This is a genomic window from Roseomonas sp. GC11, assembly GCF_024437745.1.
Lineage (GTDB): Bacteria > Pseudomonadota > Alphaproteobacteria > Acetobacterales > Acetobacteraceae > Pseudoroseomonas.
Genome location: NZ_JANFNY010000034.1, coordinates 1 through 20,983 on the forward strand (window position 1 = coordinate 1; position 20,983 = coordinate 20,983).

Annotated in this window: 26 protein-coding genes; 16 read left to right on the top strand and 10 right to left on the bottom strand. The window is 71.6% G+C overall.

All coding sequences use genetic code 11. From position 1 onward, the window contains the following. On the bottom strand, positions 1–478 hold a 478-nt coding region (locus NON00_RS12205), incomplete at its 3' end, for a histidine phosphotransferase family protein (protein WP_256021249.1). 174 nt (positions 479–652) lie between these two features. On the opposite strand from NON00_RS12205, the gene NON00_RS12210 reads away from it, so the two are divergent. From NON00_RS12210 to NON00_RS12225, 4 genes are all read left to right on the top strand, one after another. After that, positions 653–826 (top strand): DUF3553 domain-containing protein, encoded by a 174-nt coding sequence (locus NON00_RS12210; RefSeq protein WP_256021251.1) that lies wholly within the window; start codon positions 653–655, stop codon positions 824–826. After that, complete coding sequence (locus tag NON00_RS12215) at positions 823–1,590, top strand: sulfite exporter TauE/SafE family protein (RefSeq protein ID WP_256021254.1); 768 nt, start codon at positions 823–825, stop codon at positions 1,588–1,590. The genes NON00_RS12210 and NON00_RS12215 overlap by 4 nt, the downstream gene beginning before the upstream one ends. A gap of 185 nt (positions 1,591–1,775) precedes the next feature. After that, positions 1,776–2,768: a GTP 3',8-cyclase MoaA gene (gene moaA, locus NON00_RS12220; protein WP_256021259.1), complete on the top strand. Its 993-nt coding sequence runs from the start codon at positions 1,776–1,778 to the stop codon at positions 2,766–2,768. 4 nt (positions 2,769–2,772) lie between these two features. Next, positions 2,773–3,186 carry a hypothetical protein gene (locus NON00_RS12225; protein ID WP_256021261.1) on the top strand — a complete coding sequence of 138 codons (414 nt, stop codon included), beginning with the start codon at positions 2,773–2,775 and terminating at the stop codon, positions 3,184–3,186. Between the two features lie 121 nt (positions 3,187–3,307). Here NON00_RS12225 and NON00_RS12230 read toward each other — a convergent pair whose 3' ends face one another. The 3 genes from NON00_RS12230 to NON00_RS12240 all read right to left on the bottom strand — a co-directional run bounded on the left by NON00_RS12230 (position 3,308) and on the right by NON00_RS12240 (position 5,578). Then, a complete protein-coding gene (locus NON00_RS12230; protein WP_256021263.1) occupies positions 3,308–3,937 on the bottom strand; it encodes a hypothetical protein in 630 nt (209 codons plus the stop codon). Next, positions 3,934–4,563: a YjbE family putative metal transport protein gene (locus NON00_RS12235; protein WP_256021265.1), complete on the bottom strand. Its 630-nt coding sequence runs from the start codon at positions 4,561–4,563 to the stop codon at positions 3,934–3,936. The genes NON00_RS12230 and NON00_RS12235 overlap by 4 nt, the downstream gene beginning before the upstream one ends. A gap of 373 nt (positions 4,564–4,936) precedes the next feature. Further along, the gene (locus tag NON00_RS12240) at positions 4,937–5,578 is read right to left on the bottom strand and encodes a TerC family protein (RefSeq protein WP_256021266.1); all 642 of its coding nucleotides are present in this window, start codon (positions 5,576–5,578) and stop codon (positions 4,937–4,939) included. 194 nt (positions 5,579–5,772) lie between these two features. Here NON00_RS12240 and purB point away from each other — a divergent pair, with 194 nt between their 5' ends. Next, positions 5,773–7,110, top strand: a complete 1,338-nt coding sequence (gene purB / locus NON00_RS12245; protein WP_256021270.1) for an adenylosuccinate lyase — start codon at positions 5,773–5,775, stop codon at positions 7,108–7,110. A gap of 112 nt (positions 7,111–7,222) precedes the next feature. Beyond that, positions 7,223–7,486, top strand: coding sequence for a hypothetical protein (locus NON00_RS12250; protein WP_256021272.1), 264 nt, complete (start codon positions 7,223–7,225; stop codon positions 7,484–7,486). 107 nt (positions 7,487–7,593) lie between these two features. Here NON00_RS12250 and NON00_RS12255 read toward each other — a convergent pair whose 3' ends face one another. Continuing rightward, on the bottom strand, positions 7,594–7,935 hold the full coding sequence (locus NON00_RS12255) for an accessory factor UbiK family protein (protein ID WP_256021273.1): 342 nt from the start codon (positions 7,933–7,935) through the stop codon (positions 7,594–7,596). A 115-nt stretch (positions 7,936–8,050) separates the two neighbouring features. On the opposite strand from NON00_RS12255, the gene rfaD reads away from it, so the two are divergent. The 5 genes from rfaD to NON00_RS12280 all read left to right on the top strand — a co-directional run bounded on the left by rfaD (position 8,051) and on the right by NON00_RS12280 (position 12,841). Beyond that, a complete protein-coding gene (gene rfaD / locus NON00_RS12260; protein ID WP_256021275.1) occupies positions 8,051–9,043 on the top strand; it encodes an ADP-glyceromanno-heptose 6-epimerase in 993 nt (330 codons plus the stop codon). A gap of 12 nt (positions 9,044–9,055) precedes the next feature. Beyond that, a complete protein-coding gene (gene lgt, locus NON00_RS12265) occupies positions 9,056–9,856 on the top strand; it encodes a prolipoprotein diacylglyceryl transferase (protein ID WP_256021276.1) in 801 nt (266 codons plus the stop codon). 69 nt (positions 9,857–9,925) lie between these two features. Beyond that, positions 9,926–10,924 (top strand): class I SAM-dependent methyltransferase, encoded by a 999-nt coding sequence (locus tag NON00_RS12270; RefSeq protein ID WP_256021278.1) that lies wholly within the window; start codon positions 9,926–9,928, stop codon positions 10,922–10,924. Further along, positions 10,921–11,694, top strand: coding sequence for a peptidoglycan editing factor PgeF (pgeF, locus tag NON00_RS12275; RefSeq protein WP_256021280.1), 774 nt, complete (start codon positions 10,921–10,923; stop codon positions 11,692–11,694). Before NON00_RS12270 ends, pgeF begins: the two co-directional genes overlap by 4 nt. A 217-nt stretch (positions 11,695–11,911) precedes the next feature. Then, positions 11,912–12,841 (top strand): hypothetical protein, encoded by a 930-nt coding sequence (locus tag NON00_RS12280; protein ID WP_256021282.1) that lies wholly within the window; start codon positions 11,912–11,914, stop codon positions 12,839–12,841. 90 nt (positions 12,842–12,931) lie between these two features. Here the strand turns inward: NON00_RS12280 and NON00_RS12285 are convergent, their stop codons facing one another. After that, complete coding sequence (locus NON00_RS12285; protein ID WP_256021285.1) at positions 12,932–14,074, bottom strand: GTP-binding protein; 1,143 nt, start codon at positions 14,072–14,074, stop codon at positions 12,932–12,934. Next, positions 14,071–14,706 (bottom strand): DUF1826 domain-containing protein, encoded by a 636-nt coding sequence (locus NON00_RS12290; RefSeq protein WP_256021287.1) that lies wholly within the window; start codon positions 14,704–14,706, stop codon positions 14,071–14,073. The genes NON00_RS12285 and NON00_RS12290 overlap by 4 nt, the downstream gene beginning before the upstream one ends. Positions 14,707–14,926: 220 nt before the next feature. Here NON00_RS12290 and NON00_RS12295 point away from each other — a divergent pair, with 220 nt between their 5' ends. The 4 genes from NON00_RS12295 to NON00_RS12310 all read left to right on the top strand — a co-directional run bounded on the left by NON00_RS12295 (position 14,927) and on the right by NON00_RS12310 (position 17,768). After that, positions 14,927–15,859, top strand: coding sequence for a ribose-phosphate pyrophosphokinase (locus NON00_RS12295; protein ID WP_256021289.1), 933 nt, complete (start codon positions 14,927–14,929; stop codon positions 15,857–15,859). A gap of 10 nt (positions 15,860–15,869) precedes the next feature. Then, positions 15,870–16,340, top strand: a complete 471-nt coding sequence (locus NON00_RS12300) for a GNAT family N-acetyltransferase (RefSeq protein ID WP_256021291.1) — start codon at positions 15,870–15,872, stop codon at positions 16,338–16,340. 226 nt (positions 16,341–16,566) lie between these two features. Continuing rightward, a complete protein-coding gene (locus tag NON00_RS12305; protein WP_256021293.1) occupies positions 16,567–17,187 on the top strand; it encodes a glutathione S-transferase family protein in 621 nt (206 codons plus the stop codon). Further along, positions 17,187–17,768 (top strand): histidine phosphatase family protein, encoded by a 582-nt coding sequence (locus tag NON00_RS12310; protein WP_256021295.1) that lies wholly within the window; start codon positions 17,187–17,189, stop codon positions 17,766–17,768. The genes NON00_RS12305 and NON00_RS12310 overlap by 1 nt, the downstream gene beginning before the upstream one ends. A gap of 104 nt (positions 17,769–17,872) precedes the next feature. Here the strand turns inward: NON00_RS12310 and NON00_RS12315 are convergent, their stop codons facing one another. Continuing rightward, complete coding sequence (locus tag NON00_RS12315; RefSeq protein WP_256021297.1) at positions 17,873–18,034, bottom strand: hypothetical protein; 162 nt, start codon at positions 18,032–18,034, stop codon at positions 17,873–17,875. 13 nt (positions 18,035–18,047) lie between these two features. Further along, on the bottom strand, positions 18,048–18,722 hold the full coding sequence (locus NON00_RS12320; RefSeq protein ID WP_256021299.1) for a dienelactone hydrolase family protein: 675 nt from the start codon (positions 18,720–18,722) through the stop codon (positions 18,048–18,050). Between the two features lie 66 nt (positions 18,723–18,788). Here NON00_RS12320 and NON00_RS12325 point away from each other — a divergent pair, with 66 nt between their 5' ends. Then, positions 18,789–19,028, top strand: a complete 240-nt coding sequence (locus tag NON00_RS12325) for a DUF4169 family protein (protein WP_256021301.1) — start codon at positions 18,789–18,791, stop codon at positions 19,026–19,028. A 31-nt stretch (positions 19,029–19,059) separates the two neighbouring features. Here NON00_RS12325 and NON00_RS12330 read toward each other — a convergent pair whose 3' ends face one another. Continuing rightward, a complete protein-coding gene (locus NON00_RS12330) occupies positions 19,060–20,904 on the bottom strand; it encodes an ATP-binding protein (RefSeq protein WP_256021303.1) in 1,845 nt (614 codons plus the stop codon). Between the last annotated feature and the right edge of the window lie 79 nt (positions 20,905–20,983).

The window sequence follows — 20,983 nt, forward strand, 5'->3', positions numbered from 1 at the left end:
CCTCCTCCTCCGGGGCCGCCAGCAGCGCCGCCAGCACCGGCGGCCAGGCCGCGCTCCGCCCCTCCGGCTGCAGCACCAGGCTGCCGCCCCCGCCGCGCCGCAGCCGCACCACCCCGCCGCGCGGCAGCGCCTCCCCCGCCAGCATGGCGCCCGACAGCAGAAGCTGCGCCTCGGCCGCGCCCAGCACCTCCGACTCCGGCAGCGACTCGGGCTGGAGCGTGGCGCGGCCGCCGGCCAGCATCCCCTCCAGCAGCGCCTGCACCTCCTGCAGGGAGAGCGGGCCCGTCCCCGCGCCACAGGCGGCGCGCCAGAATTTCAGCCGGCGCCGCAGCACCGCCGCCGCATCGCGCGCCAGCTCCGCCGCCTCAGGATCCTCCGCCAGCAGGTCGATCGCCCCGGCCACGGTGCCCAGGGGCCCCACCAGGTCGTGGCACAGACGCGCGCAGAGATCCTGCGCCAGCGCTGCCTCGGCTTCCATCGCCGCTCTCCTTCCGCATGGCCCGCGGCCCGGCCGCAAGGCCACGGGCGGACGCAGGGGCGGGCAGGCTCTAGGACAGCCGGCCTGCCCAGCCGGTTAATCTCACGATTCCGTGATCATTCACCATGATGCCACCCCCTCGCCCGCTCCGCCAGCACCCGGCACCCTGGCGGCATGTCCATGCCTCTTGAACCCGGCCTCCTGGTCCGCCACCCCGACCGTCCCGAATGGGGGGTGGGGCAGGTGCAATCCGTCGCCGGCCCGCGCGTGACCGTGAATTTCGAGCACGCCGGAAAGCTCCTCATCAACACCGCCACGGTCACGCTCGACATCCTGGACGCGCCATGAGCGCCGGTTGGGAGGCGGCCTGGGAGGCCGCCCTGGCCCTGCTCCAGCCGGGGCCGCTGCTGGTCGCCGCCCTGGCCACCGCCATCGCCGGGCTGATGCGCGGCTATTCCGGCTTCGGCACCGCCATCCTGCTCGCCCCGGTCTATTCCACCCTCTGGGGGCCGCGCACCGGCGTGCCGGTGATGCTGCTGATGGAACTCGCCGTCTCCGCCTATCTGCTGCCGCGCGCCATCGCCCAGGCCAACCAGCGCGTCATTTTCTCCATGAGCGCGGCGGCGGTGCTGGCCACGCCGGTTGGCGCCATCATCCTCTTCGCCGCCGATGGCGCGGTGCTGCGGCAGGCGATCGGCGCCCTCGTCCTCGGCTTCGGCCTGCTGCTGATGTCGCCCTGGCGCTACCACGGCAGCCGGCCGCTCGCCCTCAACCTCGCCATCGGCACCGTCTCCGGCCTGATGAAGGGGGCCACCGGCATGTCCGGCCCGCCGGTCATCCTCTACCTGCTCTCCGGCCCCGAGGCCGCCGCCCAGCACCGTGCCAACCTCATCCTCTATTTCGGGGTGATCGGCATCGCCGCCGTCATTCCCCCCCTCTGGGGCGGGCTGATGGGCCTGCCGGTGCTGCTGCTGGTGGCGCTGATGCTGCCCGTCCTGCTCGGCGCCGTGCCGGTCGGGGCCAGGCTCTTCCACGTCATCCCCGTCGCCTGGTATCGCCGGATGGCGCTGGTGGCCCTGCTCGCCGCTGGCGGCTTCGCTCTGCTGGGTTAGTTTTTTTTCAGGCTGCCGCCGTTTCCCGGCACGGCGGGACGCCAAACTGATAAAAGTTTTTTGGTTCTTTTTTTCAAAAAAGAACCCTTTCTCCTCCCCCTGCATGGCGCCCCCCATGCCCCCTTGCGCCCCCTGGGGGAGGCGGCCCAAATACACGTGAGCTCCACGAACAGGACCTTTCCCGCATGATCGACCCGTTCGGCCGGCGGATCAGCTATCTCCGTGTCTCCGTGACCGACCGGTGTGATCTCCGCTGCGTCTACTGCATGGCGGAGGACATGACCTTCCTCCCCAAGGCCCAGCTTCTCACCCTGGAGGAGCTGGACCGCCTCTGTGGCGCCTTCATCGGCCTCGGCGTCGAGCGCATCCGCCTGACGGGGGGTGAGCCGCTGGTGCGGCGCGATGTCATGTCGCTGGTGAAGAATCTCGGCGCCCGCATCGGCCCGCAGGGCCTGCGCGAACTGACGCTGACCACCAACGGCACCCAGCTGGCGAAGCATGCCGAGGGGCTCCATGCCGCCGGCGTGCGGCGCATCAACGTCTCGCTCGACTCGCTCGACCCCGGCCGCTTCAAGGCGCTGACCCGCTGGGGCGATATCGAGAAGACGCTGGACGGCATCTTCGCCGCCAAGGCCGCCGGCCTCGCCATCAAGATCAACGCCGTGGCCATGAAGGGCGTCAACGAGGACGAGTTCGACCGCCTCATCGCCTGGTGCGGCGAGCATGGCTTCGACCTCACCCTGATCGAGACCATGCCGCTCGGCGAGATCAACGAGGACCGGACGGACCAGTACCTCCCCCTCTCCCTGGTCCGCCGCCGCCTGCGCGAGACCTGGACGCTGGAGGAGACGGACTACGCCACCGGCGGCCCGGCGCGCTACATGACCATCCGCGAGACGGGGCGGCGGCTGGGCTTCATCACGCCCATGACCCACAATTTCTGTGAAAGCTGCAACCGGGTGCGCCTCACCTGCACCGGAACGTTGTATATGTGCCTGGGCCAGGAGGATGCGGCGGATCTGCGCGCCATCCTCCGCGACCCCTCAGTGGACGAGGCGGGGTTGCGCGCGGCGATCGAGGCGGCCATCGCCCGCAAGCCGAAGGGGCATGATTTCGTCATCGACCGGCGCAGCAACCGCCCCGCGGTGGCGCGCCACATGAGCGTGACAGGCGGCTGACGGCATGGACGGCGTGCGCAACATCGTGGCTTCCCTCTCCATTCCGGGCATGCCGGAGTGGACGGGGCTGCTGCTGCTCCTGCTCGGGCTGCTCTGCGCCGCCGCCTTCCTGCTGATGCCCTTCAGCGTCTTCGGCCTGAAGGCGCGGCTGGACGCCATGGAGGTCCAGCTGGACGAAATCCAGGCCGAGCTGCGCGACCTCGCCCTGATGCTCCAGGAGCCGGCCCTGGCCCGCCGCGCCGCCGCCCCGCCCACCGATGAATGGGCCGAGCCGCCCTCGCTCTCCGCCCAGCGCGGCGCCACGCCGGTGGAACGCGAGGCCCCCCGCATCACCCCGCCCGTGCCGCCGCCGCCCACCTGGGCCCAGGCCCAGCCGCGCCGTGCCGAGCCGCGCCTCGACTGGCCCAGACAGCGATAATATTTTCAGAAAAAACAAAGGGTTCTTTTTTGAAAAAAAGAACCAAAAAACTTTTTCCAGCTAAGCGTCCCGCTGCGCCGGGAGACGGCGGCGGCCTGGTAGAATTCTTATCGCTTGGCCTTCACGACAGCCCCTGCGCGATGGCCTGCGCGAAGGCATCCGCATCCGCCTCGCCCAGCAGGGCCTTCTGGCGGGTCGGCACGGCGACGAAGACCTTCAGGAACCGCCCGGCGGCCACGCCGACGCAGATCTGCTGCCACATCGCCGTACGGCCATAATTACCCTCCAGCACCGCGCATTGCAGCGGCACGGCGCCGCCTGGCACGGTGAGGGTATGGCGCCCGGCCTCGTTCATACGGCGGCCGGGGGCCGGGCTGGTGGCCTCGGCGATGCCTTCATCCAGCTTGGTGGTGATCAGCGCCGCCGGGGTCTCCGCGCCAAGCGGCGGGTGGCCATGGTCATAGATCATGACCGAGGCGATCGCCGCCCGCGCCGCCAGCCCCGGCCGTGCCGGGGTGGCATAGTCCACCGCCCGGCCCTGGCCGGGCTGGGTGGCTTCCATATCGGTGGTCATGCCACGGCTGAAGCCGGCCGCCTGCTCCGGCAATCGGGCCAGCGTGGCATCCAGGCTGGGCCGCGGCGCGGCCCTCGCGGCGCCGGTCGCGGCCTGCCCCTCCGGATCCACCGCGCAGCCGGCCAGCAGGCCGCCCGCGCCCAGAACCAGCCACAGGCCGAGCCCGGCGGCCTTCAATGCGCAGCCCCCGGCAGCGGCAGGCCAAGGTGCAGAGTGGTGTTCGCCATGATCAGGCCCTCCCAGAGCAGCTCGAAGCCGATATAGGCAATCAGAGCCACGCCGACATAGGCGATGATCTTGTACCGATCCAGCAGCTTCGCCAGCAGCCCGCCGGCCAGGCCCATCATGACGATCGAGATCGCCAGGCCCACCACCAGCAGCGACAGGTTGGAGCGCGCCACGCCCGCCACCGCCAGCACATTGTCCAGGCTCATCGAGACATCGGCCAGGATGATCTGCCACAGCGCCTGGAGCAGCGTCTTGTCCTCGGCATGGGCGGACTCGCCGCCTTCCTCGCCACCGCCGTGGCGCAGCTCCCTCAGGAAGCTCCAGGCGATGTAGAGCAGCGCCGCGCCGCCCACGAGATCGACCCACCAGAGCGACAGCAGCAGCGTGGCGAAGATCGAGAAGACGATGCGCAGCACCGCCGCCGCCACCACGCCGAACAGCACGGCACGCCCGCGCTGATGCGCGGGCAGCCCGGCGGCCGCCAGGCCGATCACCACCGCATTGTCGCCCGAGAGGATGACATTCAGCCAGATGATCTCGGCCAGCGGCCCGAGCATGCCGGTCAGGTTTTCCATCAGATTCCTACCCCATGTGACAATCTCTGCCCCGGTGCCGCCCGGCCCGGCCCCACCGCGCGGGCGGCCCTGGGCACGGCCCCGGAGCGCCCGCCGCGCGGCCAGGGCCGCGGGGCGCGTTCACAGGGGGAGCAGCGCCCGGGGGCGCCGCGGCACGCTCAGGGGTAGGGGGCGAAGCGTCAAGGCGCCGCCGCCCGCCGGGGCCGGGCCGCCCTGTCCAGCGCATGACAGCGGATTCATCTTTTTTCACGCCTTGGGGAGAAGGTCGCCCCCCAAACAGAAAGGCCCCGGCACGGGGCCGGGGCCTTTGCTCAAGCCAGCGCTCCGCGGGGCCGGGGCCCCTTGCGGTGCCCCCCCCTGCGGTGCCTGCGTGTCAGCCGGCGCGGGGCCCGCCCAGGCCGAGATAGGGCAGCACCTCGCCACCCCCGGTCCAGATCATGTCCGCCGCCACATAGAGGATGACCAGCAGGCCGACCCAGGCGATCCAGCGGTGGCGTTCCAGCAGCTTGGCGATGAAGGTCGCCGCCACGCCCATCAGCACCACCGAGATGCCAAGGCCCAGCACCAGCACCCACAGATGCTCCTTCGCCGCGCCGGCCACGGCCAGGACATTGTCCAGGCTCATGGAGACGTCAGCGACCAGGATCTGGATGATGGCGCCGCGCAGCGTCTTGCCATCGGCCGGGGCGGCGTGCTCGGCCGCCTCCACCTCGCCCTCCGCCGCATGACCGCGCTGCAATTCGCGGAACATCTTGTAGCAGACCCAGAGCAGCAGCACGCCGCCCGCCAGGGTCAGCCCGACAATGGCCAGGAGCTGCGTGGTGATGGCGGCGAAGCCGATACGCATCAGCGTCGCGGCGGCAATGCCCCAGAAGATGGCCTTGCGCCGCTGCTCCGTCGGCAGGCCGGCGGCCGCCATGCCCACCACGATGGCATTGTCACCCGCCAGCACCAGGTCGATCAGCAACACCTGCCCCAGCGCGATCAGTTCCGGCACGAAAGCCGACAAATCCATGAAACCGTGTCCCTTCCCGGTCTGAGCTTCCGGCGCATAAAGCGGCCCCACGCATTGCACAACAGTCATATGTCGGACATGTTCATTTTGCCCCCCGGCGCATGGTTGACGGGGGCCGCCGCCACCGCCATTCCCCCGCCCATCCGGGCCGTCCGCGAGCCGGCCTCCCCCCGCCCCTGCGCAGGAGAATCGGCATGGTGCCGCGCTACAGCCGCCCCGAGATGGCGGCCATCTGGTCCCCCGAATCCCGCTTCCGCATCTGGTTCGAGATCGAGGCCCTGGCGGCCGAGGCGATGGGCCAGCTCGGCACCATCCCCGCCGAGGCCGCCCGCGTGATCCGTGAGAAGGGCGCGCCGCGCGCCGCCGGCATCACCCAGGCCGATCTCGACCGCATCGACGAGATCGAGCGCGAGACGCGCCACGACGTCATCGCCTTCCTCACCTGGCTGGGCGAGGGCATCGGCCCCGAGGCCCGCTTCATGCACCAGGGCATGACCAGCTCCGACGTGCTGGACACCTGCCTCTCCGTCCAGATGGTGCGCGCGGCCGACCTGCTGATCGCCGATCTCGACCGCCTGCTGGCGGCGCTGAAGGCGCGGGCGCTGGAGCACAAGTTCACCCCCACCATCGGCCGCAGCCACGGCATCCATGCCGAGCCGACGACCTTCGGCCTGAAGCTGGCCGGGCATTATGCCGAGTTCGCCCGCTGCCGCGCCCGCCTCGTCGCCGCCCGCGCCGAGGTCGCCACCTGCGCCATCTCCGGCCCCGTCGGCACCTTTGCCAGCGTCGATCCGCGCGTCGAGGAATTCGTGGCCGGCAAGCTCGGCCTGGCGGTGGAGCCGGTCTCCACCCAGGTCATCCCGCGCGACCGCCACGCGGCCTATTTCTGCGCCCTCGCCGTCGTCGCCTCGGCCATCGAGCGGCTGGCCACCGAGGTGCGCCACCTGCAGCGCAGCGAGGTGCGCGAGGCGGAGGAATATTTCCACCCCGGCCAGAAGGGGTCCTCCGCCATGCCGCACAAGCGCAACCCGGTGCTCTCCGAGAACCTCACCGGCCTCGCCCGGCTGGTGCGCGGCTATGCCATGCCGGCGCTGGAGAATGTGGCGCTGTGGCATGAGCGCGACATCAGCCACTCCTCGGTGGAGCGCGTCATCGGCCCGGATGCCACCATCGCCCTCGACTTCGCACTGATCCGCGCCGCCGGGATGATGGAGAAGCTGACCATCTACCCCGAGCGGATGACGGAGAACCTGGAGAGCCTGGGCGGCGTGGTGCACAGCCAGAAGGTGCTGCTGGCGCTGACCCAGGCCGGCCTCTCGCGCGAGGGCGCCTACCGCGCCGTGCAGCGCGCCGCCATGGCCACCTGGACGAAGCTCGGCAAGCCCGATGCCATGACCTTCCGCGACAACCTGCTGGCCGATGAGGAAGTGGCCGGCAGGCTCGACGCCGCCGGGCTGGACGCGGCGATCGACCCGCGCCGCGATTTCCGCAACGTGGACACCATCTTCGCCCGCGTCTTCAGCGAGGGCTGACACGAAGCCGTGACCGGCGCCGGGGGCGCGGCCATGAAGCCGCCCACCCGGTGCCACGGTTCCGCCTTACGCGTTCTCCATCTTTGGGGACATGTCGAGGAGGAACCAACCCATGCCCGGCTTTCGCAAACTTGCCGCGATCGGGCTGGCCGCCGCGGGCCTGATGCTGGGCATGGCGGCCGCCCCCGCGCCCGCCGAGGCGCATGACCACTGGCGCCGCCATGGCTGGTACGCGCCGCCGCCGCCCCCGCCGCGCTACTACTACGGGCCGCCGCCGCGCGCCTATTACGCGCCGCCGCCGCGTTACTACCGCCCGCCGCCCCCGCCGCCGCCGCGCTATTACGGGCCGCCGCCGGGGTATTATTACCGATATTAAGAATGGGGAGGCGCTGCCTCCCCATACCCCTCCGCCGGGGGGACAGGGTCCCCCCGGACCCCGCCTTCTGTTCGCGGGGGCCAGGGGGCGGAGCCCCCTGCTTTTCCTCAGACCGGCTTGGCCGGATGCGCCTCTTCGCCCTCGCTTTCCGGCGCCTCGGCAGCGGGCGGCTCGGCGGCGGGGGCCAGCTTCGCCTCCAGCGCGGCGACGCGGGCGGCCAGGGCGGCGCTTTCCTCGCGGGCCCGGCGGGCCACCTCCAGCGCGGCGTCCAGGTCTTCCCGCCGCACCAGTTCCAGGCGCTGGGCCATGATCTCGACCTGCGACTTGGCCAGCGACTCGACCTCGGCGCGCAGCCCGGCCATCACCGAGAAGGCCCCGCCGGCCATGCCGGCCAGATCGTCGAAGATACGCCCACGGCGGCCGCTGCCGCCCTCAGACCCGAAGCTCATCGGTTCACCCTCCAAAAGCGGCGTAACTTGCCGGCCGCCGCGCCCGCCGCCTATACCCGGCCCGCCCGGCGGGCGGCCATCCCTCCCGCCCGCGATGCCGCGGAAGGTCTCACGCATGTATCTGGTCACTGGCGGCGCCGGTTTCATCGGCTCCAACCTCGTCGCCGCGTTGTGCGGGCGCGGCGCGGAAGTGATGGTGTGCGACCGGTTGCGCGCCGGCGACCCGGGGCGGGAGAAGTGGCGCAACCTCGCCCACCACCCCATCGCCGGGGTGCTGCCGCCCGAGAAGCTGTGGGGCTGGCTGGAGAGCCAGCCGCGCCCCGAGGCCATCTTCCACCTCGGCGCCATCAGCGACACCACGGTGCGCGATGGCGACCTGGTGGCGGAGAACAACCTGGCCCTCACCCTCGGCCTCTATGAATGGTGCGCGCGGGAGGGGGTGCGGCTGATCTATGCCTCCTCCGCCGCCACCTATGGCGACGGGGCGGAGGGCTTCGACGACGATGCCAGCCCCGCCGCGCTGGCGAAGCTGCGCCCGCTCAACCTCTATGGCTGGTCGAAGCACGCGACGGACCGCCGCATCGCCGACCTGCAGGCGCGCGGCCGGGCGGCGCCGCCGCAATGGGCGGGGCTGAAGTTCTTCAACGTCTATGGCCCCAATGAGCAGCACAAGGGCCGCATGAGCAGCGTGGTGCTGCACAAATTCCGCCAGATCCTGTCCGGCGCCCCGGCCACGCTGTTCCGCTCCGACCGCGAGGGCATCGCCGATGGCGAGCAGCTGCGCGACTTCGTCCATGTCGATGACTGCGTGGCCATCATGCTGTGGCTGCTGGACAACCCGCAGGCGAGCGGGCTGTTCAATGTGGGCACCGGCACGGCGCGCAGCTTCCTCGACCTGACGCGCGCCCTTTACGCCGCGCTGGGCAAGGCGCCGGAGATCCAGTTCGTCGAGATGCCGGCCGATCTCGTGGGCAAGTACCAGTACTTCACCCAGGCGCGGATGGACCGGCTGCGCGCCGCCGGCTTCACCGGCGCGGCCACCAGCCTGGAAGAGGGGGTCCGCCGCTATGTGCAGGACTTCCTGACCCAGGCGGACCCCTACCGGTAAGGCGGGCGGATCATGCTCCTCGCCCTTCCCTTCCCCGCCATCGACCCGGTGCTGATCGAGATCGGGCCGCTGGCCATCCGCTGGTATGCGCTGGCCTATATCGCCGGCATCCTGCTGGGCTGGCGGCTGGCGCGGCGGCTGATGGCGCTGCCCCCCGTCTCCGCCACCGCGCAGCAGGTGGATGATTTCGTCACCTGGGCGGTGCTCGGCGTCATCCTGGGCGGGCGGCTCGGCTATGTGCTGTTCTACCAGCCCGACCACTACCTGACTGCCCCGTGGGAGGCGCTGTATCTCTGGAAGGGCGGCATGTCCTTCCATGGCGGCGCCACCGGGGTGATCGTGGCGCTGGTGCTGTTCTGCCGCAAATACGGCCTCGGCATCCGCCGCTTCGGCGACCGGGTGACGGCGGTGGTGCCGATCGGCCTGTTCTTCGGCCGGCTGGCCAATTTCATCAATGGCGAGCTGTGGGGCCGGGTGACGGATGTGCCCTGGGCCATGGTCTTCCCGCATGGCGGCCCCGAGCCGCGCCACCCCAGCCAGCTCTATCAGGCGGCGCTGGAAGGCCTCTGCCTCTTCGTGATCCTGCAGCTGCTGATCCGCGTCCCGGCCCTGCGCGCGCGGGAAGGCTTCGTCTCCGGCGCCTTCCTGGCGGGTTATGGCGTGGCGCGCATCATCGGCGAGTTCTTCCGCCAGCCGGATGCGCAGCTGGGCTTCCTCTGGGGCGGCGCCACCATGGGCCAGCTGCTGTCCATCCCCATGCTGCTGGCTGGTCTCGCGCTGATGGCGCTGGCCCGCCCGGCGCCGCGCAACTGACAGAAAGGAAGGGGGTGCGGGGGAACACTTTTCCCCCGCCCTTTTTCTTTCCCACAGGGGGGAAGAGAGATGCCCGAGCGCCTCGACCATTTCATGTCCCGCGCCGTGGCGGCCTATTACGCGGCCCGCGACCCTTTCGGCGCGCGGGGCGATTTCACGACGGCCCCCGAGATCTCCCAGGCTTTCGGCGAATGCCTGGGCCTCTGGGCGGCGGTGGCGTGGCAGGCGATGGGCCGCCCCGACCCGGTCCTGCTGGTCGAGCTTGGCCCTGGCCGCGGCACGCTGATGGCCGATGCGCTGCGCGCCATCGCCCAGGTGATGCCGGGCTTCCGCGCCGCGCTGCGGCTGCATCTGGTGGAGCAGAGCCCGCTGCTGCGCGCCGCCCAGGCCCGCGCCCTGGCCGATGCCGCCCCCCTCTGGCACGACCGGGTGGAGGACCTCCCGCCTGGCCCCGCCCTGATCCTGGCCAATGAATTCCTCGACGCCCTGCCGATCCGCCAGTTCGTCCGGCGCGGCGATACATGGCGCGAGCGCTTCGTGGAGAACGGCGCCTTCACCGAATGCCCGGCCGAGGCCGCCCCGCCCCTGCCGGAGGATGCGCCCGAGGGCGCCATCCAGGAGGTGAGCGAGGCCGCCCGCGCCGTGGCCGCCCATCTCGGCGCGCGGCTCCTGGCCCAGGGCGGCGCTGCCCTCTTCCTCGACTACGGCCCGGCGAATCGCGGATTCGGCGAATCGCTCCAGGCCCTTTCCGCCCATGGCGCGGTGGACCCGCTGGCCGATCCGGGCCGGGCGGACCTCACGGCCCATGTCGATTTCCAGGCGGTGGCCGAGGCCGCCACCGCCGCCGGCGCCGCCGCCCAAGGCCCGGTGCCGCAAGGTATCTTCCTGCAATCGCTGGGTCTTGTGACGCGCGCCGCCATGCTGGCCCGCGCCGCGCCGGCCAGCGCCGGGATGCAGCTTTCCGCCGCGCAGCGCCTGATCGCCCCGGAGGGAATGGGGCGTCTGTTCAAGGCGCTGGCGCTTTGCCACCCTGCCCTGCCCACCCTGCCGGGGTTCGAGACCGCATGACCGCTGAATTTCTCTCCGCCGCCCCGCTGATCCCCCTGCCGCATGGCTTCTTCACCCGCCGCGGCGGCGTGTCGCGGGGGAATTTCGCCACGCTGAACTGCTCCCTCGCCGGGCATGACGCGGCGGAGGCCGTGGCCACCAACCGCGCCCGCGCCATGGCGGCGCTCGGCCTGCCGGCCGGCGCGCTGTGCGGCGCCTTCCAGGTGCATGGCGTGGCCGTCGCCACCGTCACCGAGGCCATCCCGCCCGAGGCGCGGCCGGAGGCCGATGCGCTGGTGACCAACCGGCCGGGCCTGGCGCTGGGCATCGTCACCGCCGACTGCGCGCCGGTGCTCTTCGCCGATGCCGCGGCGGGGGTGGTGGGCGCGGCCCATGCCGGCTGGCGCGGCGCCGTGGCCGGGGTGCTGGAGGAGACGCTGAAGGCCATGGAGGCGCTGGGCGCCAGCCGGGCCGGCATCGCCGCCGTGGTCGGCCCCTGCATCCGCCAGGATTCCTACGAGGTCGGCCCCGACCTGCGCGACGCCGTGCTGGCGCGCGAGGCCGGGGATGCCCGCTTCTTCCGCGAGGGGAAGCGCGAAGGGCGCTGGCAGTTCGACCTGCCGGGCTATTGCGCCGTCCGGCTGGTCAAGGCCGGGGCGGGCAAGGTGGGCGTGCTGCCGGCCGATACCTGCGCCGATGCCGGCCGCTTCTTCAGCCACCGCCGCCGCACCCTGGCGGGGGAAGGGCCGATCGGCCACCAGCTTTCCGCCATCGCCCTGCCGCCGGCCTGAGGGCCAGCGCAACGGCGCCGGGGAAACAAAACACCCAGGGTGTAAAACGCCCGGGGTACAAAATGCCCAGGATGCAAAATGCCGGGGCGCGGCCCGCCTCCTCCTTTTCCCTCCACGCCCCGCAATTCTTCAACACGACCACCCGGTGGGGAGGAGCCCATGCCCTATATGGTGATGCTGATCGCCCTGATGATGCTGAGCATGCTGGTGTCCTGTTTTGCCCTTCTCTGACCGCGTGCGCCGGCTGCTGCCGGCCCTGGCGCTGCTGCTGCTCTCGGCCTGCGTCGGCCCCTACCCCTTCTGGGGCAATCCGGGGGGCGACGCGCCGCGCCTCATCCGCCCGCCCGCCTACCGCATCGCCGTGCCCTACCCGGCCGAGGCCATGCTGACCGACCAGGGGGCGGAACGCTTCGCCACCACCCTGGCCGAGGCGCTGCGCGGCGCCGAACTCCCCGCCACCGCCCTGCCCGCGCCCTGGCCGCTGGACTGGCCCCTCTCCGTCACCACCACGCGGCGGGGGGACAGGCTGGTGCCCCGCTACGAGCTGCGCGATGCCGATGGCGCCAGCCTGGGCGCGGCGGAAGGCCAGCCCGTGCCCCTCGCCAGCTGGGGGCAGGAGGGGGATGCGCTGTTCCGCGAGGTCGCCAACCGCGATGCCCCACTGGTGGCGAAGCTGCTGGAACAGGTGGAAGCCGCCCGCAAGGCCAGCGACCCGCGCGCCCTGGCCGGGCAGGGCCCGCTGCGCATCCGCCTCGCCGGGGTGAAGGGCGCGCCGGGCGACGGCAATGCCAGCCTGAACGAACGGCTGCGCGATTTCCTCAACCGCCTCGGCTACCTGCCGCAGGATCAGGCGGAAGGCGCGACCTACGCGGTGCAGGGGGTGGTGGAGGCGGTCAACCTGCCCAACAACCTCCAGCGCATCGAGCTGCAATGGATCGTCACCCGGCGCGATGGCTTCGAACTGGGCCGCATCGTGCAGATCAACGAGGTGCCGAAAGGCACGCTCAACGGGCTGTGGGGCGATGTGGCCTATGTGGTGGCCCAGCAGGTCGCCCATGGCGTGCAGGACGTGATCCAGAACGCCGTCCAGCCACCGGAAGCACCGGAACCGGCGGCCGCGCCGGCCACCGCCGCGCCGAGGCCATGAGCCATGGGGAGGGCTCCGCCCTCCCCAAACCCCTCCCGCCGGGGGGACAGGGTCCCCCCGGACCCCGCCATCCGTAAAGAGTCCCGCCTCTCAACGAGACGGCGGCAGCCTGACAGAAAGACAGGCATCAAGCTGGGCGCGGAGGGCGCGCTCATCCATGCCGATGCCGATGAAGACGATCTCCTGGCGGCGGTCGCCCCAGGGTTCTTCCCAATGCTGGCGGAGCTGGGCGCGCCAGGCGGGGTCGTCAGGCCACTGCTCGGGGCTGACGGCGCTCCACCAGCGGCCCACCCGCTCGCGGCGGCCGATGCGGCCGGCCAGTTGCCAGCTGAAGGCATCGTCGGGCTGCGACGCCACCCAAAAAAAACCCTTGGCGCGCACCACGCCGGGCAGGTCGCTGGCGGTCAGCGCCTGGAAACGCTCCGGGTCCAGCGGCCGCCGCGCCCGCCAGACGAAGCTCGACAGGCCGAATTCCTCGGATTCCGGCAGGTGGCCGCCAGCCAGCGCCTGCGCCCAGCCCGCCGCCTGGCCCGCCCGCGCGAAGTCGAAAAGGCCAGTGCCCAGCACCTTGCCCAGCGGCACCCGGCCCTGCTCGGCGGGGAGGATCTCGGCCGTGGGGTTCAGCGCGCGCAGCAAGGCCACCACCGTGCCGCGCTCCGCGGGCGGCACGAGGTCCCATTTGTTCAGCACGATCACATCGGCGAATTCGGCCTGCTCCACCAGCAGGTCCACCAGCAGGCGGCCATCCTCCTCCCCCGCCACCTCGCCGCGCTGGCGCAGCGTCTCGGCACTGGCATAGTCGCGCGGGAAGGCGGCGGCATCGACCACCGTCACCATCGTGTCCAGCCGCGCGAGGTCGGAGAGCGAATGCCCCGCCTCATCCCGGAAATCGAAGGTGGCGGCCACCGGCATCGGCTCGGCGATGCCCGTGCTCTCGATCAGCAGCGCATCGAAGCGCCCCTCCCCGGCCAGCCGCGCCACCTCCCGCATCAGATCCTCGCGCAGGGTGCAGCAGATGCAGCCATTGGTCATCTCCACCAGCTTCTCCTCGGTGCGGGAAAGCTGGCCGCCCTGCGCCACCAGGGCGGCGTCGATATTCACCTCCGACATGTCGTTGACGATCACCGCCACCCGCCGCCCCTCGCGGTTGGCCAGGATGTGGTTGAGCAGCGTCGTCTTGCCGGCGCCGAGAAAGCCGGAGAGCACGGTCACCGGCAGGCGGGTATCGGTCATGGCAGGGGGATCCTTCCGGGTTCGTCGAGGCAGAGCAGCAGCCGCGCCCCGGCCCCAGGCGGCGCCGGCGGCGAGCGGTGGATGAGGCCGCGCCCGGCATGGCCGGGATGGCCCTCGCCCTTCATCAGCAGCACGGTGCCGGGCGCCGCCTGCTCGGGGGCGGGGCAGGTGGCGGGGTCCAGCGCGCGCGCCGCCCGCGCGCCACCGGGCAGCGGCAGCCATTGCGTGCCGGCGCCGTGATAGGTGCAGAGCAGCCGCAGCCCCACCGCATCGGCATGGAAAAACCGGCAGCCATCGCCCGCCAGCGCCTCCAGCCGGATGCGCAGCCCCTCCCGCCCGGCGATGCCGCAGAACAACAGCGACAGCGCCAGCATGTCATGCCGCAGGGCCAGGGGCAGCGCGCAGGACAGCGACGCCAGCGCCGCCTCCGGCGGGCCTTCCGCCACGGCCTCGAAGGGGCGGGCGGCCAGGGCGGCGGCCTGCCCCCGCAGCGGCGGCGGCAGGGGCCGCGCCCAGAGCGCCAGGCTGGCCTCGGGGCGGAGGATTTCCATCAGCGCCTCCGGCCCCGCGCCGGCGATGACGGTGGGGCCAAGCGGCGGCGGCGCGAGCCAGGCTTCGCTGAGCAGGGTCATGCAGATGTTATGTTATAAAGTATCATTCAAGGCAAGCCGCCTGGCCCCCAGGGCCGCGGCGGGGCGACGCAGCCCGGAATCGCACCCCCCGCATGGCGGTGGCGCCGCTCGGCGATGGACATCACTTCGTCACGTTGCTACCACGCGCGCGTCCCCGCCGGGCGGCCTACTGCCCAGCCCGACTTCGCCCAGGGTCCCGCTGCCCGGAGATGCCGCCTCCATGAAGATCGTCGCCTGCAACAGCAACCGTCCCCTCGCCGAGGCGGTGGCCGCTGCCCTCAACCTGCCGCTGACGCAGGCCTCCATCCGCCGCTTCGCCGATATGGAAGTCTTCGTGGAAATCCACGAGAACATCCGCGGCGAGGACGTGTTCGTGGTGCAGTCCACCTCCTACCCGGCCAATGACAACCTGATGGAGCTGCTGATCACGCTGGATGCGCTGAAGCGCAGCTCGGCGCGGCGCATCACCGCGGTCATTCCCTATTTCGGCTATGCCCGGCAGGACCGGAAGTCCGGCCCCCGCACGCCGATCTCGGCCAAGCTCGTGGCCAACCTGATCACCGAGGCCGGCGCCGACCGCGTGCTGACGCTCGACCTCCATGCCGGCCAGATCCAGGGCTTCTTCGACATCCCGGTCGATAACCTCTACGCCGCCCCGCTCTTCGCGCGCGACATCCTGGAGCGCTACAAGGGCCGCGACCTGATGGTGGTCTCCCCCGATGTCGGCGGCGTGGTGCGCGCCCGCGCCATCGCCGCCCGCCTGCACACCGATCTCGCCATCATCGACAAGCGCCGCCCCCGCGCCGGCGTCTCCGAGGTGATGAACGTCATCGGTGATGTCGAGGGCCGCGACTGCATCCTGGTGGACGACATCGTCGACTCCGGCGGCACCCTCTGCAACGCCGCCGAGGCACTGCTGAAGAACGGCGCCCGCTCGGCTTCGGTCTATGTGACGCATGGCGTCTTCTCGGGCGGCGCCGTCGCCCGCATCGGCGCCGCGCCGATCGAGCAGATGGTGGTGACGGACAGCATCCAGGCCACCGAGGCCGTGCGCGTCTCCTCCAACATCCGCCAGCTCACCATCGCCCCGCTGCTGGCCGAGGCGGTGCGCCGCATCTCCGAGGAAAGCTCGGTCTCTACTCTCTTCAACTGAGGAACACCGCATGGGCCTCGTGATCCGCCCCGCCCGGGACGATGACCGCGAGACCCTGCTGGCGCAGACGCTCGGCCTCAACCGCTTCGAGCACGCCATCACCGGCGACCGCCGCACCGATGCGGAGGGCGCGCGGGAGACCCTTGATGCCGTCCTCGCCCGCATCGCCGAAAGCCAGGGCCACGCCCTGGTGGCGGAGCAGGAGGGCGCCGTCATCGCCCATCTTTTCCTCACCTTCGGCCACCACCTCCCCTTCGTGGCGGAGCGCGCGCATGGCTATGTGGCGGATCTCTACGTGCGCGAGCCCTGGCGTGGCCAGGGCATCGGCCGCGCCCTGCTCGCCGAGGCCGAGCGCCTCACCCGCGCCCGTGGCCTGAAGCGCCTGCTCATCGGCGTCGTCGCCGGCAATGACCGGGCGGAGGAAGCCTATCGCCGCTTCGGCTTCGCGCCCTACACGCGGGAATTGATCAAGAGATTATAATATCTCGAAAGATCTTCTTTTTCTGAAGAAAAAGAAGCAAAAAGACTTTCTTTCAGGCTGCCGCCGTCTCCCGGCACGGCGGGACGCCAACGGATAAAAGTTTTTTGGTTCTTTTTTCCAAAAAAGAACGACTTCCCTTTGAAATCCCGGGGGGCTTGCGCCCTCCCCACAGCCGGATGATCCTCGCGCCCGACGGCCACACGGCCCGGAGATTGGGATCCACGCGATGAAGCTGTATTACTCCCCTGGCGCCTGCTCGCTCGGCATTCATGTTGTCCTGGAAGAAATCGGCAAGCCCTTCGAGGCCGTGCGCTCCCCCATCAAGGATGGCGCGCTGCTGACGCCGGAATTCCAGGCGCTCAACCCCAAGGGCAAGGTGCCGACCCTGGTGCGTGACGATGGCTCGGTGCTGACGCAATACACCGCCATCGCCTTCTGGCTGGCCGCCACCAACCCCGCCGCCGGCCTGCTCCCCGCCGATGCCGAGGGCCAGGCCCGCGCGCTGGAGATGGTGGACTTCGCCACCGGCACCATCCACCCGCAGGGCTTCTCCCGCCTGTTCAACCAGGCGCGCTTCGCCCCCAGCGAGGCCGACCACCCGGCGGTGAAGGCCCAGGGCCTCGACCTCGCCACCAAGGGCTTCGCCAATGCGGACAAGCTCTGGGCCGGCACGGACTGGGTGCTGCCCTCCGGCTACTCCATCGCCGACTCGGCGCTGTTCTTCACCGAGTTCTGGGCGGTGAAGCGCATGAACATCACCCTGCCCGCCCGCCTGCAGGCGCATTTCGAGCGGATGATGGCCCGCCCGGCCGTGCAGCGCGCCCTGGCCACCGAGGGCCTGGCCTGATGGCCGGGGCCGCCCCGCTCACCCGCAAGCCCTTCTGGTTCCTCCGCCACGGCGAGACGGACTGGAACGCGCACGGCCTCTCCCAGGGCAATGTCGATATCCCGCTGAACAGCGTCGGCATCGCCCAGGCCGAGCGGGCGGCCAAGGCCCTGGCGGGGAAGGAGATCGCGACCATCATCGCCTCCCCGCTCAGCCGCGCCCGCCACACGGCGGAGGCGGTGGGCCGCGTCCTCGGGCGTGACATCGCCATCCATGACGCGCTGCGGGAGGTTTCCTTCGGCGTGCAGGAAGGCCAGCCCATGGCCGGCTGGTTCGATGACTGGGTGGAAGGCCGCTTCACGCCCGAGGGCGCTGAAAGTTTTTCTCAGTTGCGCGCCCGCACCGTGGCCGCCATCAACCACTGCCTGGAGGCGCCGGGGCCGGTGCTGGTGGTGGCGCATGGCGCGCTGTGGCGCGCCTTCCGCGCCGAGGCCGGGCTGCCGGCCAATGTCCGCACCCCCAACGCCCTGCCCATGTGGGTGACACCGCCGGCGCCGGGCGAAACCGCGTGGCGCTTCGATCCGCTCGAACTGGCGGCGTGACAGGAGTTTCTGGGGAGGCGCCGCCTCCCCAGGCCCCTCCGCCGGGGTGGCAGGGCCACCCCAAATTTTCCTTGGGGGGAACCCTGCCTTCAGGGAAGCCCCCCTCAGTCCTCGCGGCCCCTGCCCTTGATGGCGACGATCAGCGCGGCCAGGACCAGGAAGGCCAGCACGCCGTAAGGCATGCTGCCAAAACCCTGGGTCCGCCACAGCGGCAGCGCCACCAGCGCGGCCACCAGCAGCGCGGCCAGGGAAAGATAACCGCCCATCAGCCCCCACCCATCAGCCCAGGTGGCGCGCCAGGAAGCCCAGGCTGCGCTGCTCCGCCAGCACCGTATCCACGGGGCTGTAGGAACCGCGCTCCTCGCAGGCGAAGCCATGCCCGGCATCGGGATAGACGAAGACCTCCACCTCCGGCCGCGCCGCCCGGATGGCCTCCACATCGCTGAGCGGAATGCCCTGGTCCACCGCGCCGAAATGCAGCTGCACGGGGCAGGCGGGCACCTCCTCCCGCGCCGCGGCGATGCCGCCACCGTAATAGCCGACCGCGGCGGCGAAGCCCGGCGCCCCCATCGCCCCCCGCGTCGCACCATGCCAGGCCACCGTGCCGCCCCAGCAATAGCCGATGATGCCCCGCCGCGCCCCCGCCGGCAGGGCCGCCGCCGCCGCCGCGATGTCGAGCAGCGTCTCCGCCTCGCCCACGCCGCCGCGCAGCGCCCGGCCTTCCTTCACATCCTCCGGCGCATAGCCCAGCTCCACCCCGCGCCGCACCCGGTCGAACAGGGCCGGGGCGACCACGGCATAGCCCTGCTGCGCGAATCGCTCACAGACGCGGCGCATATGGCGGTTCACGCCAAAGATCTCCTGCACCACCACCAGGGCGCGGGAGGCGTCCGCGGGCCCGGTGCGCCAGGCGGAAAGCCGGTGCCCGTCGGCCGCGACCAGTTCGATCTGCATGCATCCTCCTGATGCGGCCCCGCCGGGGCCATTCCCCGGCGGCGTCATGGCGCCTATCCTCGCGGCATGGCAGAGATCGTCAACCTCAACCGCCGCCGCAAACAGGCCGCGCGTGAGGCGGAAGCCCGGCAAGCCGCCGCCAACCGCGAGAAATTCGGCCGCACCCGCGCCGAGCGCGCCCGCGATGCCGAGGCCGAGGCCCGCCGCAATGCCCTGCTCGACGGCGCCCGGCGGGAGGGCAACCCGCCGGGTGAAAGCGGCGCCGGGCAGGATGGCGGCACGGTGGAACGGGACGGCCCCGCCTGAGGGCCGCCGCGCCGGAACGGGGCAGGCGGCGCTAGCCGCCCGCCACCGGCAGCGCCTGCCGCTGGCAGCCCAGCGCGGCCTGGAGGGCGATGCGCTCCACCGGCTTGGCCACATGGCCGTCCATCCCGGCGGCGAGGCAGGCCTGGCGCTCCGCCTCCCCCACCTCGGCGCTCAGCGCCAGGATGCGCAGCGGGCGCGGCACGGGCTGGCTGGCCTGCCAGCGGCGCAGGCGCCGCGCCGTCTCCCAGCCATCCAGCCCCGGCATCTGCAGGTCCAGCAGCACCACCTCCACCGGCGGATCGGCCGTGGCGACCACGGCCAGCGCATCCTCCCCCCCGCTGGCGAGGGAAACATGGTGCCCATCCGCCTGGAGCAGCGCCTGCGCCACCACGCGGTTCACCCCGATATCATCCACCACCAGCACGTGGCGCGGCACCGTGTCGAAGGCCGGCGGCACGGCCGGCGCCGCGGGCCGCGGGCGCAGCACCGCCGGCGGCAGGGGCAGTTCCGCCCAGAAGCGGCTGCCCTGCCCGCCCGGCCCGGCGGTCACGCCGATCCGCCCGCCCATGGCCGCCACCAGCGCCGCCGCGATGGCCAGCCCCAGGCCATGCCCCTCCACCGCCGCGCTGGCGCCCTCCAGCCGCTGGAACTCGCGGAACAGCCGGGCGCGCTGCGCGGCGGGAATGCCGGGGCCGCTATCCAGCACCTCGCAGCGCAGCCCGCCCCGCGGCAGCGGGTGGAAGGACAGCCCCACATGCCCGCCGGGCGGGGTGAATTTCACCGCATTGCCCAGCAGGTTCAGCAGAAGCTGGTTCAGCCGCCGCGCATCGCCCAGCACCGCCACCGGGCAGCCGGGCGCGATCTCCACCCGCAATTCCAGCCGCTTATGCGCCGCCGCCGGGCTGACCAGCGCCAGCGCCCCCTCCGCCAGCGGGCGCAGCGGCACCGGCGCGCGCTCCAGCGTCAATTGCCCGGCCTCCACCTGCGCCAGGTCCAGCACGTCATTCACCAGGGCCAGCAGGTGGCGGCCCGCCCCCTCGATCACCGCCAGATGCCCCTGCACCGCCTCCGGCAGGTCGTCCCGCAGCGCCAGCACCTGGGCCAGCCCCAGCACCCCGTTCAGCGGCGTGCGCAGCTCATGGCTCATGCTGGCCAGGAAGCGCGACTTCGCCGCGCTGGCCTGCTCGGCGGCGGCCTGGGCGGCGGCGGCGGCGGCCACCGCCCGGCGCTCCTCACGCTCCCGGAACAGCGCCAGCAGGGCGAAGCTGCACACCGTGCCCTGCATCATGCTGATCAGCAGCACGACGGTGACCGCCGAATCGGTCGGGAAGGCGCTGCCCGCCGTCCAGTGGCCGTAGAAGAGCAGCAGCGTCGGCCGTGCCACCAGCAGCGACAGCCCCTGCAGCCCGAAGGCCAGCCCGAGCAGGCCGCGCAGCGTCGGGCTCTCCTGCCGGTTGCGCCAGAACTCCCAGCCGATCGCGATGGCGATCGGCCCGCCCAGCACCGACATGATGATGACCCGCACCTCGACCAGATCGGTCAGCCCCGGCACGGCGCGCAGGGCCAGCCAGATCAGCGGCGGCGCGATCATCACCCAGCGGTGGCAGGGCCGCCCGTCGAAGCGCCGCGCCCCGCACCAGGACAGGCCCATCGAGACCAGGCTCAGCGCATTGGCGATGTCGATCGAGAGGAAATCCGCGATCCGCCCGCGCAGGGCCAGCATCATCGCCGCCACGGCCAGGATCAGGATGGCGATGCCCCATTCCCGCTGCCCGGAACTGCTGGGCCGGTCGAGCGAGAGGCCAAGCCAGAGCGCGCCCAGGAAAATGCTGAGCAAGGTACTGACCAGCAGCAGGGTGGCACTGTCGAGGTGCAAGGCGGAGGCCGGCCCGCAAAGGAAAAGGGGAGCCCAGGGCCACGCCCCAGGCTCCCCCCTTGTATCGCCGGGCGGGACG